Here is a 15,989-nt window from a genome sequence, read left to right on the forward strand (position 1 = left end):
TCCCATATGAAACTTATGGGACCGGAACGGGTCAGCGCCTCATGCTTTCGGCCAAAGCCCTGAGGTCCTCCGGATAGGGGAAGCTGCCGGGCTCGTACGCGCAGTACGGGTCCGCTTCGAGCACGTCGCGCGTGAAGCCGTACGCCCGCGAGCGCGACCCCCCGCACACCGTCTTGAACTCGCACGCCCCGCACTTGCCGCGCAGCAGCGAGGGGTCGCGGAGCTTGGTGAAGAGCGCCGATCCCCGGTAGATCTCGGTCAGCGGGTGGTTCTTCACGTTGCCCGCCGAGAGGGGCAGGAAGCCGCTGGGGTGCACCTCGCCCGTGTGCGAGATGAAGACGAAGCCGCGGCCCGAGGAGACGTCCATGGGCGGCCGGCGCACGGCGCGCTGCTCCCCGTCGAAGACCCCCAGCTCGCGGGCGCGGGCCGAGAGGCGCTCGTAGAGCGGGCCCAGGACGGGCCGCTCGCCGCGCGCGTCCAGGACGGTGCGCTGGAGCACCACCCGCCGGAAGTGGTGGCCCTCCGTGGTCTTGGTGGCCATCACCGCCCCGCAGTCGTAGAGGAAGTGCAGGACGTCCTCGATCTCGGCGGCGGTCAGCGACTCCAGCTGCTCCCCGCGCCCGGTCGGGACCAGGATGAAGCCCGACCAGAGCATCGCGCCCTCGTGCTTGACCAGCGCCGCGATGTCGGCCAGGTCCTCCAGGCTGGTGCGGGTGACCGTGGTGTTGATCTGCACCTTCAGCCCGAGCTCCCGGGCGGCCCGCCAGCCGTCCAGCGTCCAGTCGTAGACCCCGGGCACCCCGCGGAAGGCGTCGTGCCGCTCGGCCGTCGAACCGTCCAGGGAGAGCGAGAGCGCGATCGCCCCCGCTTCCCGCACCGCTACGAGGTTCTCCCGGGTCAGCGTCGGCGTACCCGAGGGTGAGACCGCGACCCGCAGGCCGAGCGAGGTCCCGTACGCGACCAGGTCGGTGAGGTCGGCGCGCTGGAAGGGGTCCCCGCCGGTGATCACGAAGAGCGGGCTGGGCCTGCCGAAGGCGGCGATCTGGTCCATCACCCGGCGGGCGTCCGCCCCGTCGAGCTCCCCGGGGTGGCGCAGGGTCTGCGCCTCGGCCCGGCAGTGCAGACAGGCCAGCGGGCAGGCCCGGGTGGCCTCCCAGATGACGATGAAGGGCCGGTCGGAGACCGCGTGGCGGGGGCTGCGGACGACCTTCTGGCCGGGGCGGGCGGCGGGGCGGCCCGCGGGGCGGTCGGCCGGGCGGGGATTCACGAGACCCGCTCCCAGCCGCGCTTGCTCGGGCGGTTGGCGAGCTGCTTCGGGTCCCGCTTGCGGTAGACCACGTACGGCCGGAAGAGGTACTTCAGCGGCACCGAGAACATGTGCACCAGGCGCGAGTACGGGATCAGCGCGAACAGGACGAAGCCGAAGACGATGTGGATCTTGAAGGCGAGCGGGGCCGCCGCCATCAGGTGGTAGTCCGGGCTGAAGGTGAACAGGCTCCGGAACCACAGCGAGATGCCGTCGCGGTAGTTGTACCCGTCCATCATTCCGGCCGAGTTGAGCATCGTGGCCGTCAGTCCGAGGACCATCGCGCCGAGCAGGAACGAGTACATCAGGTGGTCGCTGCGTAGCGTCGCCCGGCGCACGGCCGGGACCTTGAAGCGCCGGTAGACGAGGATGCCGATGCCCGCGGCGGCCGCGACGCCCGCGAGCGTGCCGGTGCCGAGCGCGATCAGGTGGTAGGCGTGGTCGCTGACGCCCACCGCGTCGGTCCAGCTCTTCGGGATCAGCAGACCCACGACGTGGCCGAGGACCACGAAGAGCATGCCGAAGTGGAAGAGCGGCGAGCCGATGCGCAGCAGCCGCGACTCGTGCAGCTGCGAGGAGTGCGTGGTCCAGCCGAACTTGTCGAACCGGCCCCGCCACACCGTGCCCGCGATCAGCAGGGCGATCGAGACGTACGGGAGAACGCCCCACAGGAGGAGGTCCATCAGGCGGGCATCCTTTCGGGTGTCGTGGGCCAGGGAAGGTCGGTCGGCGCCGAGAGCGGCAGGTCGGAGGGCATGTCGAGGCCCGGCCCGAACGGTTCGAGCGCCGAGCCGGCGCCCACCAGCTCCTGCGGCGGCCCGTTCTTGGCGAGGGCCTTCGCCTCGGCCTTGGTCTCGGGGGAGGGCCCGGGCAGCGTCGCGCAGACGGCTTCGAGCACCCGGGCGTACGGGGACCCGGACTCGGTGAGCGCGAGGCGCAGCAGCTCCAGCCCGGCCCGGTGCTCCTGGAGCAGCTCGGTGCCGGCCTCCTCCTGGCGGGCGGCGAACTCCAGGGCCACCGGCAGGAAGTCGGGCAGCTCCTCGCCCGCGAACTCCAGCCCGAAGTCCCGGTAGATCCGCTTCAGCCGGACCAGGGACAGCCCGCGCCGGCGGGTGTCGCCGTCGATCCACCAGGTGAGGTAGAGGCAGCGCCGGTTGCGGGTGTCGAAGGTCGAGGTGTACTGGGAGCACAGCTCGACCGGGGTCTGCCGCTCGGCCTCGTCGAGGAACGCGCCGAGCAGTGCGGCCGGTTCGGCGGGCGCCCCGGCGAGGGCCGCACGGAGCCGCGGGAGTTCGTCGTGGAAGTAGTCGCCGGGGTACTGCAGCACGCAGCCCGCGACCAGCCGCACCAGCGCATCACCGCTCAGCTCGTATCTGCTCACGAACTCCTCCTCGTGGTACCGAGGTTGAGCATCACCCGGGGCTCGGGCAGTGCGCCGACGGGGCAGCCCTGGTCCACGGCATCGAGGGGGTGCGACTCGGCCAGCGCCTCCGCGTCGGCGCGGGCCGCCGTCGGGATCACGAAGCGGTCCTCGATCTTGGCGATGGCCAGCAGGCGGAACATGTCCTCCATCTCCTGCCCGGTCAGCCCGACGGCCTCGGCGATCGACTCGTCCTTCTCCTCGCCCAGGTTGACCCGGCGCATGTAGGCGCGCATCGCGGCCATCCGGCGCAGCACCGCCTCCACCGGCACGGTGTCGCCCGCGGTGAGGATCGCGGCGAGGTACTCGACGGGGATGCGCATCGCGTCGATGGCGCCGAAGAGGTTGCCGGCGTCCTCGCCGTCGCTGCCGGTGGCGGCGACCGCCTCGACGACGGGGGAGAGCGGGGGCACGTACCAGACCATCGGCATGGTCCGGTACTCCGGGTGGAGCGGGAGGGCGACCTGGTAGGTGGCGATCAGGTCGTAGACGGGCGAGCGCTGCGCCGCGTCGATCCACTCGTCGGTGATGCCGGCCGTGCGGGCGGCGGCGATCACGGCCGGGTCGGACGGGTCCAGGAAGCACTCCACCTGGGAGGGGTAGAGGTCGTGCTCGTCCTCGACCGAGGCGGCCTCGGTCACCTTGTCGGCGTCGTAGAGCATGACGCCGATGTAGCGCATGCGGCCCACGCAGGTCTCCGAGCACACGGTCGGCATGCCGACCTCGATGCGCGGGAAGCAGAAGGTGCACTTCTCGGCCTTGCCGGTCTGGTGGTTGAAGTACACCTTCTTGTACGGGCATCCGGACACGCACATGCGCCAGCCGCGGCACTGGTCCTGGTCGACCAGGACGATGCCGTCCTCCTCGCGCTTGTACATCGCCCCGGAGGGGCAGGAGGAGACGCACGCCGGGTTGAGGCAGTGCTCGCAGACGCGCGGCAGGTAGAACATGAAGCTCTGCTCGAACTCGAAGCGGATCTTCTCGCCGACCTCGTCGCGGATCTTCTCGACGATCGGGTCCTTCGGGGCGTGCGTGGGCGCGCCGCCGAGGTTGTCGTCCCAGTTGGGACCCCACTCGATCTTGTCGATGGGTTCGCCGGTGACCTGGGAGACGGGCCGGGCCGTGGGCATGTCGTCGCCCGCCGGAGCCTCGGTCAGGTTCTTGTACTCGTAGGTCCAGGGCTGGTAGTAGTCGTCGATCTCCGGCAGGTCCGGGTTCGCGAAGATCTTGCCCAGCTTGGCGAGGCGGCCGCCCGCCCTGAGGCGGAGCTTGCCGGAGCGGGTGCGCTCCCAGCCGCCCTTCCACTTCTCCTGGTCCTCCCAGCGGCGCGGGTATCCCTGGCCGGGGAGGGTTTCGACGTTGTTGAACCAGACGTACTCGGTGCCCTGCCGGTTGGTCCACGCCTGCTTGCAGGTGACCGAGCAGGTGTGGCAGCCGATGCACTTGTCGAGGTTCATGACCATCGCGACCTGTGCCATGACGCGCATTGTTTAGAACTCCACCTTCTGGTCGCGGCGGCGGATGACCGTCACCTCGTCGCGCTGGTTGCCGGTCGGGCCGAGGTAGTTGAAGGCCCAGGTCAGCTGGGCGTAGCCGCCGATGAGGTGGGTGGGCTTGAGCATCACCCGGGTCAGCGAGTTGTGGATGCCGCCGCGGCGGCCGGTCTTCTCCGTCTTGGGGACGCCGACCGTGCGCTCCTGCGCGTGGTTCATGTAGACCGTGCCGGGCGGCATCTTGTGGGAGACGATCGCGCGGGCGGTGATCACGCCGTTGCGGTTGACCGCCTCGATCCAGTCGTTGTCCGCGACCCCGATCGCCTCGGCGTCCTGCGGGGACATCCACACCGTCTGGCCGCCGCGGCCCAGGGTCATCATGTAGAGGTTGTCCTGGTACTGGCTGTGGATCGCCCACTTGTTGTGCGGGGTCAGGTAGCGGACGGCCACCGACTTCGCCTTCTCGTCGACGGTGCCGAGCTCGGGCTCCCCGTACAGGGTGTGCATGTTCAGCGGCGGCTTGTAGACCGGGAGGGACTCCCCGACCTCGTGCAGCCAGTCGTGGTCGATGAAGAAGTGCTGGCGTCCGGTGAGGGTGTGCCAGGGCTTGAGGTGCTCGGTGTTGATCGTGAAGGCCGTGTACCGGCGCCCGCCGGACTCGGAGCCCGACCACTCCGGCGAGGTGATCACCGGGACCGGGCGGGCCTGGGTGTCGGCGAAGGTGATCCGCTTGCCCTCGGCCTCGGCGGCCAGGTGGGCCATGTGCGTGCCGACCTTCTTCTCCAGGGTCTCGAACCCCTGGGTGGCGAGCCGGCCGTTGCTGGTGCCGGAGAGGGAGAGGATCGCTTCGCAGGCCTGCTGCGCCGTCTCCAGGCGCGGGCGGCCGTCGGCGGCCCCGCCGCGGACCGTGCCGTTCTTCGCGCCGAGGTAGGCCACCTCCTCGGCCACGTCGAAGGTGACCGCCTTCGTGGTCACGCCCAGGGTGTCGACGAGCGGGCCGAGCGCGGCGAACTTCTCGCCGACCGCCCCGTAGTCCCGCTCGACGACCGCCAGGTTGTACATGGTCCGGCCGGGTACGGGCTCGCACTCGCCCTTCGACCAGTCCAGCGCGACCCCGCCGGGCTGGGCCATCTCGCCGCCCGGAGTGTCGTGCTGGAGGGCGGTGGCGACCAGGTCCTTGCGGACGCCCAGGTGGGAGCCGGCCAGTTCGCCGAAGCGCTCCGCCAGCCCCAGATAGGCGTCGTAGTCGGACTTCGCCTGCCACGGCGGGTCCACCGCCGGGGTGAAGGCGTGCAGGAAGGGGTGCATGTCCGTGGAGGACAGGTCGTGCTTCTCGTACCAGGTGGCCGCCGGGAACACCACGTCGGACAGCAGCGTCGTGGACGTCATCCGGAAGTCCATGGACATGAGCAGGTCGAGCTTGCCCTCCACGTCCTCCTCCCGGTACGTCACGTCCTTGGGCGTGCAGCGCGGCCCGTCCTCGGGGAGGTTGGAGTGGGTGCCCAGGAGGTGCTTGAGGAAGTACTCGTTGCCCTTGGAGCTGGAGCCCAGCAGGTTGGCCCGCCACACGTTGAGCACGCGCGGCCAGTTCCGCGGGGCGTCCGGGTCCTCGCCGGCGAAGCCGAGCTCGCCGCTCTTCAGCTGCCGGACCGTCTCGGCGACCGGGTCCTCGGCCTCGCCCAGCTCCAGGGAGTTGCGGTCGAAGGTCGGGTACGAGGGCATCCAGCCCATCCGGGCGCTCGCCGCCAGGCAGTCCGAGCCCGTCATGCCCTCGAAGGCGCCCTTGGCGAGCGGGGAGGCGAGGGCCTCGGCCGGGAGGGTGTCGTAGCGCCACTGGTCGGTGTGCAGGTAGAACCAGGCGGCGCCGATCATCTGGCGCGGCGGGCGCGACCAGTCGGAGGCGGCGGCCAGCGTCGCCCAGCCGGTGACGGGGCGGCACTTCTCCTGGCCGACGTAGTGGCCCCAGCCGCCGCCGTTGCGGCCCTGGCATCCGGTCAGGGTGAGCAGCGCCAGGAAGGAGCGGTAGATGGTCTCGGAGTGGAACCAGTGGTTGGTGCCGGCGCCCATCAGGATCATGCAGCGGCCCTGTGAGTCCTCCGCGGTCTTCGCGAACTCCCGTGCCACGCGCACCGCCTGGGCCGCCGGGACCGAGGTCAGCGACTCCTGCCAGCCGGGGGTGCCCGGGGCGCTCGCGTCCTCGTAGCCGGTGGGCCACACGCCGGGCAGGCCCTCGCGGGCGACCCCGTACTGGGCCAGCATCAGGTCGAAGACGGTGGTGACGAGCCGGTCCCCGTCCGCGGTCGCGAGGCGCCGTACGGGCACGCCGCGGCGGATCGTGCCGCCCTGCTCGTCGTCCTCGAAGCGGGGGAGGGTGATCTCCACGCTCTCGTCGGCGGTGCCGTGGAGGGTCAGGCGCGGGACGGTGTCGCCGAGTTCGAGATTCCACTCGGGCTTCTCGTTCTTGCCCCAGCGGTGGCCGAGCGTGCCGTTCGGGACGAGCGCCTCACCGGTCGTGTCGTCGATCAGGACCGTCTTCCACTGCGCGTTCTCCGTCTCCTGGCCGAGATCCGCGGCGGTGACGAATTTCCCGGGAACCAGTCCCTGTTCGGTTTCGGTGAGGGAGACCAGGAAGGGCAGGTCCGTGTACTTCCGGACGTAATCCGTGAAGAAGGGGGTCTGCTTCTCGACGAAGAATTCCTTGAGGATGACATGGCCCATGGCGAGGGCCAGCGCACCGTCGGTGCCGGGGTGCGGGTGCATCCATTCGTCGGCGAACTTCGTGTTGTCCGCGTAGTCCGGGGAAACGGCGACGACCTTCTGGCCGCGGTAGCGGGCCTCGGTCATCCAGTGGGCGTCGGGGGTGCGGGTGACGGGGACGTTGGAGCCCCACATCATCAGGTAGGCCGCGTCCCACCAGTCGCCGGACTCGGGCACGTCGGTCTGGTCTCCGAAGACCTGCGGGGAGGCGACCGGGAGGTCGGCGTACCAGTCGTAGAAGGAGAGCATCGGCGCGCCGATGAGCGAGTGGAAGCGGGCGCCCGCCGCGTGCGAGGCCATCGACATCGCCGGGATCGGGGAGAAGCCCGCGACCCGGTCCGGGCCGTGCTCCTTGATCGTGTGCACGTGCGCGGCGGCGACGATCTCCGTCGCCTCCTCCCACGTCGCCCGCACCAGCCCGCCCTTGCCGCGCGCCTGCTGGTACGTACGCCGGCGGACCGGGTCGGACTGGATGTCGGCCCAGGCCTCCACCGGGTCGCCGAGGCGCGCCTTGGCCTCGCGGTACATCTCCAGCAGGGTGCCGCGCACGTACGGGTAGCGGACCCGGGTGGGGGAGTAGGAGTACCAGGAGAAGGAGGCGCCGCGCGGGCAGCCGCGGGGCTCGTACTCGGGACTGTCGGGGCCCACCGAGGGGTAGTCGGTGGACTGGGTCTCCCAGGTGATGATCCCGTCCTTGACGTAGACCTTCCACCGGCAGGAGCCGGTGCAGTTCACGCCGTGGGTGGAGTACACGACCTTGTCGTGGCTCCACCGGTCGCGGTAGAAGGCCTCCGCGGCGCGGCCGCCGGTGTGGTGGACGGTCCGCAGGTCGTCCGAGACCTCGGCGGTCCGGAAGAAGCTGCCCGCCTTGATCAGCGATTCGGCGGCGTCCTGGTGTCCGCGTCCATCGCGTACGTGGCGCTCGTGCAAGGCGACCCTCCAGGCCGGAAGAAAAGGCGGTGCGTGGGACCGGGCAAGATGCCCCGCAGACGACGCTACGCCCGGCGCGGAAGCGAATCCGATGACAAAGGTCCCGGACGGGCATGACCTAATTCCGGTCTTTCACAGGTCGAGTGGATGCCACGCTGGAAAGGGTCAACTCCGGTGCACGGCCGGAAAATTACGAGTCCGAATACCAATTAGCGGAAGGCTGGGGAGCGTGCCGCCGAAGAAGGCCTCCTGGATCCCGGACCAGCACGGGGCGTGGGCGATGCTCACGGTGCCGTTCCTCGCCGGTACGTTCCTCTCGCCGCGGCCCGGATGGCAGCACGCCCTGCTCCTGGCGGCCTGGCTGCTCGGCTACGCGTCGGTCTTCCACGCCCAGCAGTGGCTGCGCCTGCGCCGGGTCGCCGCCCGGCGGCCGCAGGTCGCGCGGCGGCACGTCCGCCCGGCGCTGGTCCTCGGCGCGGCCACCGCCCTCGCGGGGATCCCGCTCGCGGTGCTCCACCCCTGGCTGCTGCTCGCGGGCGCGGCGGCGGCGCCCTTCGTGGCCGTGAACACCCGGTACGCGTGGCTGGGCCGCGAACGGGCCCTGCTCAACGGCCTGGCCGCGGTGGTCCCGGCCTGCGGGATGCTGCTGGTGGCCGCGCGGCTGGGCGGGGGCGGGCTGCCGTGGGCGCCGGCCGCCGCCTGCCTGCTGTACTTCGCGGGCACGGTCCCGTACGTGAAGACGATGATCAGGGAGCGGAACTCCCGTACGTACTACCGCGGTTCGGTGGCCTACCACGCGGTGGCCACCGCCCTGGCGGCCTGCCTCAGCCCCTGGCTGGCGATCCCCTTCGCCGCCTACCTGGCGCGGGCCGCCGCACTCCCCGGCCGCGGGCTCAAGGTCCCGGTGGTCGGAGCCGTGGAGATCGTGGGCTCGGCGGGCCTGCTGGCCTCGCTGCTGCTGGTCTTCTGATCCTCCTTCGGACCGCTTCCTTCTTCGGACCGCTTCCTCCTTCGGACTTCAGATCGCTTCCTTGCGCGTCAGGAAGTTGAAGGAGATCCATCCCGGCAGCACCGGGAGCCAGAACGTCACCACGCGGAACAGCAGTACCGCCGAGAAGGCCACCTGCCCGTCCAGCCCCGCCGCCACCAGGCCCAGCGTCAGCGCGCCCTCCACGGCCCCGATGCCGCCCGGCGTCGGAGCGGCCGAGCCCAGGGCGTTGCCGGCCAGGAAGACCACCGCGATGCTCGCGTAGCTGATGGCCTCGCCGCCGCCGAAGGCGCGGATCGAGGCGTCCAGGCACATCACGAAGCAGCCCGTCAGCAGCAGCATCCCGCCGATGCCGGTCAGCAGCTTCTGCGGCCGCTGGAGCACGTCCAGCATGCGCGGGACCACACCCGCGAACAGGGCCCGCACCCGGGTCGCCACGAACTTCCGCAGGAAGGGCACGGCCGTGACCACCAGCACCAGCACGGCCACCGTCAGCAGACCGGCGATGACCGTCCTCGACGGGGTCATCTCGGGGGTCTTCTCGGTCCCCGTCAGATAGCCGAAGGACAGCAGCAGCAGGATGTGGCTCGCCAGCCCGAAGAGCTGCGAGGCGCCCACACTGGCCACCGCCAGCCCCGGCCGGATGCCGGCCCGCTGGAGGAAGCGGGTGTTCAGCGCGACACCGCCGACCGCGGCCGGAGCCACCAGCTTCACGAAGGATCCGGCGACCTGGGCCACCACGGTGCGCAGGAACGGCACCCGCTCGGGCACGAAGCCCAGCAGGCTCATCGCCGCCGCGAAATAGGTGAGCGCCGAGAAGGCGAGCGCCACCCCGACCCAGCCCCACTGCGCGTCGCCGATGGTCTTGTCGAACTCGACGTGCGCGATCTGGGTGACCAGGAAGTACGCGCCGAACGCGCCGGCGATGAACGACACCAGCGTGCGCGGCCGGATCCGCTCCAATCGGGCCGGCTCCACCGGCGCCTGCGGGCGGATCAGCAGCACCTGCTGGCGGATCTGGCTCAGCAGATCCTCCTCGCGGGCCCCGTCGAGCGCGTCGTCCAGGGCCTTCTTCTCGGCCTTCTTCACGACCTTGTCGACGCCGGAGCGCGCGGAGGCCGAGCCGGAGTCCGCCGCGCGCGCCGCCTTCGCCGCCCGCGAGGACTCCAGTACGGCTTCCCGCTCCCGGTCCGCCCGCTCCCGCGCCAGCTTGCGCAGCGTCGCCCGCGTGGAGCGGCTCAGCGCGATCGGCTGGAGCAGCGGCAGGCAGTCCGCCACCGCGTCCGGGCCGAGCACCGACACCGCCGAGGCGACCGAGCGCTCGGCGCCGACCCGCAGGCCGAGGGTGGTGAGCAGCTGCGCGATGTCCATCCGCAGCACGAGGTCGCCGGCCGCGATCTCGCCGCCGCGCAGGTCGGTCAGGGTGACGGTGCCGGCGCCCTCTCCGTCGCCGCCGCTGCCGGAACGATCCACCACGAGGGCGTCCCCGGTGAGCCTGCGGTGCGCGATCCGCCGCGACTGCAGGGCCCGTACCTGCTGCCACGCGTTGCGGCTCAGCTCGTCGGTGATCTCCTCGTCGGCCAGCGAGTCCAGGCTCCGCCCGCCCAGGTGCTCGTAGACGAGCATCACGGCGTCCGGACCCAGCTCGGAGGTGGCGATGAGCCTGGGTGCGTTCGCCCCGGCGGCGATGGCCGCGTACGCGAGCAGCGCCTCCTGCTCCAGCGCCTGGCGCAGGGACTGCAGACTGCGCCCGGTGGTGATCCCGCGCAGTGTGAGCCGGCGCCAGACCCGGTAGAAGAACCCCTGGGCCTGCTGCTCCCGGTCCACGACGGTGACGTCGAGCGGCGGGCCGTCCTCCAGGGTGACGTGGTAGCGCCGCCCGCGGTCGCCGACCTCGGTGCTGTCGCCGCCCTCCGGGGATTCGGCGCGCATGGCGCTGACCGGCTGGAAGCCGACCCGGCGCAGGCCGGCGAGGAGGTTCTGCCCGGTGGGGCGGACGTTGGGCGAGCCGACCGCGTACAGGGTTCCGTACGCGACGCTCCAGCCGATCAGCACGGTCAGGATGATCGAGAAGGGGGTGGTGTAGCCGCTGACCAGCATCGCGAAGGCGTCCAGCAGCAGCACCACCCACAGGGCGACCCGCCAGCGCGGCCGCCGGGTCATCCCCACGGCGGTCATGTACGCGATCACGGGCGCGAGGTAGCCGTGCACCGGATCGGTGAGGGAGCCGCTGATACCGGTGGGGCGGGTGAGGGCGTCCTGGATGGTCGCGGGCGCGGCCTGGGAGACCCACAGGTCGGTGGCGAGGGTGACCCCGTGCGCGAGGACGGCGGCGAGCACGCCGTCGGCGATGCGCAGACCGTCCCGCTTGATCAGCCGCTCGATGGCGAAGGCCACGGGGACGAGGAGCACGGCGATGCTCGACACCAGCCCGGCGACCTTGATCAGCACGTCGGGCGCCTGCCCGGTGCCGTTGCTGATGTCGGCCTCCAGGCCCGCGGTGGTGCCGTGGGCGAAGGCGGCGATGCCGAGGACGACGGCGATGCCGAGGATCCCGACGAGGAGGCGCACGAGGTCGGAGGGGCGGTGCACGCGGGCGGCGAGCAGCGGCTCGTCGACCTCGACCTGGTCGGCGGCCGTCGGGGAGTGGCCGTGCGGGGAGTGGCCGAGTGCGGGGTCCTCGTCCGGGCGTGCCGGGCTTTCCACCGGGCGTGCCGGGCCTTCCTCGGGGCGCGCCGGGCCTTCGTCCTGCCGTGCCGGGCCTTCCTCGGGGCGTGCCGGGCCTTCGCCCGGGCGCGCGCCGTCGTTCGTCGCCGCGCCGTCCGGAGGACTCACACCCTGCTCCCTTCCCGTCACTTCCGTATCTTCTTGATCACGTATCACGCGTCACCGCCCGGAAGATGGTGGCACGGACCGGCGGCCGCGGGGGGCAGCAGGGTGCGAGCCGGTCCGGAACACGGGCTTCCGCGCGCGCGGCGCGCACTCGGCACCCCCCTGCCGGTCCGGTGCGGCACCATGGGCCGAATGAGCGAAGAGCTGCCGGAGTACGCGGAACGGGTGCTGGAGGCGGCCGAGCGGATTCCGCCCGGCCGGGTGATGACCTACGGCGACATCGCCGAGTGGCTCGGCGAGGGCGGACCCCGTCAAGTGGGCCGCGCCATGGCCCTGTACGGGGGAGCCGTGCCCTGGTGGCGCGTGGTGCGCGCCGACGGCCGCCCGCTCCCCGGCAGCGAGCGCCGGGCCCTGGAGAACTACCGGGCCGAGGCCACCCCGCTGCGGCTCACCGGCGACGGCGAACCACGGCTCGACATGCGGCGGGCGCGCTGGGACGGTTCCGACGGGGACGGCGACGGGGACACGGCGCGGGACGAAGCTCACATGTGACAGCTTCGGCCATGCGCAGCCCGGAGGGGTGGCCGAAGAGACGTGCGAAGCCCCGTACGGGGGACCCGTGGGACCGGATGGCAGCGAGGACGGGAGTCCCGGGGAAACTGCGCCCGCCGCGCGCGGTGGCGTAGCGTTGCCTCTTCGGCTCCGGCTCCGCTCACCGACACGACCCGGGCCGTCACCACCACAGCAGACCCACCAGGACCGGCACCCCACGTGAACACCTCTTCCTCCGACGGCCACCGCTCCGAGCGGCGGCGTACGCGGACCCCGGACGCGTACCGCCTGGTGCGTACCGGTGCGGAGCGGGTGGATCCCCCTGTGCTGGACGCAGCGCAGCGGGCGGTGGTTGAGCACACCGGCGGCCCGCTGCTCGTCCTGGCCGGACCGGGCACCGGAAAGACGACCACGCTGGTGGAAGCGGTCGCGGCCCGCGTCGAGGCCGGCGCCGACCCCGCCCGGATCCTGATCCTCACCTTCAGCCGCAAGGCCGCGGTCGAACTGCGCGACCGGACCGCCCTGCGGCTCGGCGGCGCGCGCGCCCCGCAGGCCACCACCTTCCACTCCTTCTGCTACGGACTGGTCCGCTCCCACCAGGACGCCGAACTCTTCGCGGACCCGCTGCGGCTCCTCTCCGGCCCGGAGCAGGACGTCATGGTCCGCACCCTCCTCGAGGGCCAGCGCCGGATCCGCTCGATCCGCTGGCCGGACGACCTGCGGGCCGCGCTCACCACGCGCGGCTTCGCGGACGAGGTCCGCGCGGTCCTCGCCCGCGCCCGCGAACTGGGCCTCGGCCCGGCCGCCCTCTCCGACTTCGCGACCCGCCTCGGCCGGCCCGACTGGAAGGCGGCGGCGGCCTTCCTCTCCGAGTACCTGGACGTCCTGGACCTCCAGGGCACCCTGGACTACGCGGAACTCCTCCACCGCGCCGTCCTCCTGGCGGAACGCACCCCGTCGCTCGCGTCCCTGTACGACGCGATCTACGTGGACGAGTACCAGGACACGGACGCCTCCCAGCTCCGCCTGCTGCGCGCCCTCGCCGGCCCCGCCCGCCACCTGACCGCCTTCGGCGACCCGGACCAGTCGATCTACGCCTTCCGCGGCGCGGACATCAACAACATCCTGGACTTCGAGACCTCCTTCCCCGGAGCCGGGATCCACGCCCTCACCACCTCCCGCCGCTCGTCGGCTGTACTCCTGACGGCCACCCGCCACCTGACCACCCGCATGCCGGTGCCGCGCCTGCCCTCGGCAGCGGTACGGGCCCACCGCGCGCTCGCCTCGACCCGCGAGGGCGGCCGGGTCGAGGTCCTCACCTACCCCACGGCCGGCGCGGAACTGGACAACATCGCCGACATCCTCCGCCGGGCCCACCTGGAGGACGGCGTGCCGTGGCAGGACATGGCCGTCCTGGTCCGCGCGGGCGGCCGCACCCTGCCCCAGATGCGCCGAGCCCTGATCGCAGCAGGCGTCCCCGCCGAAACCGACGGCACGGACTCCCCCCTCCGCCACGAACCAGCCATATCCCCCCTCCTCACAGCCCTCCGCACCCTGGCAGAATCCGCCCTCCCCACGGGACCGGCCCCGGGGGATGACACCCCCACCGGGACGGACTCCGCCGGGGAGGACCCGGCCGGATCCGGGCTGCCCGGCTCCGCGGGCGCCACGGGCGCCGGAGCCCCCGCCGCCGAAGACGGCACTGCCGACGAGCCCGCCGCCGCGGAGGGGGCGCTGCCGGACGGGCGGCAGGCCGATGGGTCCGCCGAGCCCGCCGCAGGCGAAGGGTGGATCGGGGTCGAGGCCGCGCTCGTGCTGCTCGCCTCGCCGCTCGGGGGGATGGACGCCGCCGACCTCCGCCGCCTCGGCCGCGCCCTGCGCGACGAGGAGCGGGCCGCCGGGGTCAGGACCCCCGCGCCCTCCGACGTACTCCTCGCCAGAGCCCTCGCAGAGCCCGAGCGGCTCGTCGCCCACGACCCCGCCTACGCCCGCGGAGCGCAACGCCTCGGCCTCCTCCTGCGCAAGGCCCGCGAGCTCCTCGCCGGCGGCGGCACCGCCGAGGAGGTCCTGTGGACCCTCTGGGACGGCACCCCCTGGCCGCAGCGCCTGGAACGCTCCGCCCGCCGCGGCGGCCCCGCCGGCCGCAACGCCGACCGCGACCTCGACGCCGTCTGCGCGCTCTTCGACACCGCCGCCCGCGCGGAGGAACGTACCGGCGGCCGCGGCGCCCTCAACTTCCTCGAACAGCTCGAGGCCGAGGACATCGCCGGGGACACCCTCACCCCCCGCGCCACCCGCCGCGAAGCGGTCCGCCTCATGACCGCGCACCGCTCCAAGGGCCTGGAGTGGGGACTCGTCGTCGTCGCGGGCGTGCAGGAAGGGCTCTGGCCCGACCTGCGCCGCCGCGGCTCCCTCCTCGAAGCCGACCGCATCGGCCGCGACGGCCTCGCCGAACCCCTCACCCCCGGCGCGCTCCTCGCCGAGGAGCGCCGCCTCTTCTACGTCGCCGCCACCCGCGCCCGCGACCGCCTCGTCGTCACCGCCGTCAAGGCCCCCGCCGAGGACGGCGACCAGCCCTCCCGCCTGCTCACCGAGCTCGGGGTACCGGTCAAGGACGTCACCGGCCGCCCCCGCCGCCCCCTCGCCGTCCCCGCGCTCGTCGCGGAACTCCGCGCCACCACCGTCGACCCCGACGCCTCGCCCGCCCTGCGCGACGCCGCCGCCCGGCGCCTCGCCCGGCTCGCCGTCCTCACCGACGACGAGGACCGCCCGCTGGTCCCCGCCGCGCACCCGCAGCGCTGGTGGGGGCTGTACGAGCCCACCCGCAGCAGCGTCCCGCTCCGCGACCGGGACCACCCCGTGGCCCTGTCGGGCTCCGCCCTGGAGCAGCTCGCGAACACCTGCTCCCTCCAGTGGTTCCTGGGCCGCGAGGTCAAGGCCGACGCTCCCTCCACCGCCGCCCAGGGCTTCGGCAACGTCGTCCACGTCCTCGCCGACGAGGTCGCCTCCGGCCGCACCCCCGCCGACCTCGCCGTCCTCATGGAACGCCTCGACTCCGTCTGGGACTCGCTCGCCTTCGACGCCCCCTGGAAGTCCCGCCAGGAGAAGGACAACGCCCGCGCCGCCCTGGAACGCTTCCTGCGCTGGCACACCACCGACCGCGGGGGCCGGGAGGCCGTGGCCACCGAGCACGGCTTCGACGTCACCCTGGAAGCGGGGGAGTACGCCGTCCGGATCCGCGGTTCCATGGACCGGGTCGAGGCGGATCCGCAGGGCCGCGCGTACGTCGTCGACTTCAAGACCGGCAAGTCCGCGCCGACCGCCAAGGAGGTCGAACGCCACCCGCAGCTCGCCGTGTACCAGCTCGCGGTGCGCGAGGGCGCCGTCGACGAGGTCTTCGACGGACTGCGCCCCGCACCGGGCGGCGCCGAACTCGTCCAGCTGCGCCAGGGCGCCGCCCAGCGCGAGGGCGGGGACGCCGTCCCCAAGATCCAGGCGCAGCAGGCCCTGGAGGGCGGCTCCTCCGGCGCATGGGTCGGCGACCTCCTCGCCACCGCCGCCGGCCGGGTCCTCGACGAGCGCTTCGCCCCCGTCCTGGGCCAGCACTGCGACCACTGCTCCTTCCGCGCCTCGTGCAGCGCCCGCCCGGAGGGCCGCCAGACGGTGGAGTAGGCCCTTCGGCATACATCGGACCGACCCCCTCCAGCCCGT

General features: G+C 72.6%; 9 protein-coding genes. 3 read left to right on the plus strand and 6 right to left on the minus strand.

What is annotated here, in order from left to right:
* Positions 1-31: 31 nt before the first annotated feature.
* The 5 genes from NLX94_RS18325 to NLX94_RS18345 are packed head-to-tail and all read right to left on the minus strand — an operon-like array spanning position 32 to position 7,906.
* Positions 32-1,267, minus strand: coding sequence for a TIGR04053 family radical SAM/SPASM domain-containing protein (locus NLX94_RS18325; RefSeq protein ID WP_254384030.1), 1,236 nt, complete (start codon positions 1,265-1,267; stop codon positions 32-34).
* Complete coding sequence (gene narI, locus NLX94_RS18330) at positions 1,264-1,989, minus strand: respiratory nitrate reductase subunit gamma (RefSeq protein ID WP_254384031.1); 726 nt, start codon at positions 1,987-1,989, stop codon at positions 1,264-1,266. Before narI ends, NLX94_RS18325 begins: the two co-directional genes overlap by 4 nt.
* Positions 1,989-2,687, minus strand: a complete 699-nt coding sequence (gene narJ / locus NLX94_RS18335; RefSeq protein WP_254384032.1) for a nitrate reductase molybdenum cofactor assembly chaperone — start codon at positions 2,685-2,687, stop codon at positions 1,989-1,991. The genes narI and narJ overlap by 1 nt, the downstream gene beginning before the upstream one ends.
* Complete coding sequence (narH, locus tag NLX94_RS18340; RefSeq protein ID WP_254384033.1) at positions 2,684-4,213, minus strand: nitrate reductase subunit beta; 1,530 nt, start codon at positions 4,211-4,213, stop codon at positions 2,684-2,686. The genes narJ and narH overlap by 4 nt, the downstream gene beginning before the upstream one ends.
* Positions 4,214-4,216: 3 nt before the next feature.
* Complete coding sequence (locus NLX94_RS18345) at positions 4,217-7,906, minus strand: nitrate reductase subunit alpha (RefSeq protein ID WP_254384034.1); 3,690 nt, start codon at positions 7,904-7,906, stop codon at positions 4,217-4,219.
* Between the two features lie 229 nt (positions 7,907-8,135).
* On the opposite strand from NLX94_RS18345, the gene NLX94_RS18350 reads away from it, so the two are divergent.
* Complete coding sequence (locus tag NLX94_RS18350) at positions 8,136-8,876, plus strand: YwiC-like family protein (protein WP_254384035.1); 741 nt, start codon at positions 8,136-8,138, stop codon at positions 8,874-8,876.
* Positions 8,877-8,924: 48 nt separating this feature from the next.
* Here the strand turns inward: NLX94_RS18350 and NLX94_RS18355 are convergent, their stop codons facing one another.
* Entirely contained in the window at positions 8,925-11,777 is a 2,853-nt protein-coding gene (locus NLX94_RS18355; protein WP_254384036.1) for a lysylphosphatidylglycerol synthase transmembrane domain-containing protein, read from the minus strand.
* A gap of 141 nt (positions 11,778-11,918) precedes the next feature.
* On the opposite strand from NLX94_RS18355, the gene NLX94_RS18360 reads away from it, so the two are divergent.
* Positions 11,919-12,278 (plus strand): MGMT family protein, encoded by a 360-nt coding sequence (locus NLX94_RS18360; protein ID WP_254384037.1) that lies wholly within the window; start codon positions 11,919-11,921, stop codon positions 12,276-12,278.
* A 219-nt stretch (positions 12,279-12,497) separates the two neighbouring features.
* A complete protein-coding gene (locus NLX94_RS18365) occupies positions 12,498-15,950 on the plus strand; it encodes an ATP-dependent DNA helicase (protein WP_254384038.1) in 3,453 nt (1,150 codons plus the stop codon).
* The last annotated feature ends 39 nt before the right edge of the window (positions 15,951-15,989 follow it).

This window comes from Streptomyces sp. TBY4, from assembly GCF_024213195.1.
Taxonomy (GTDB): Bacteria; Actinomycetota; Actinomycetes; order Streptomycetales; family Streptomycetaceae; genus Streptomyces.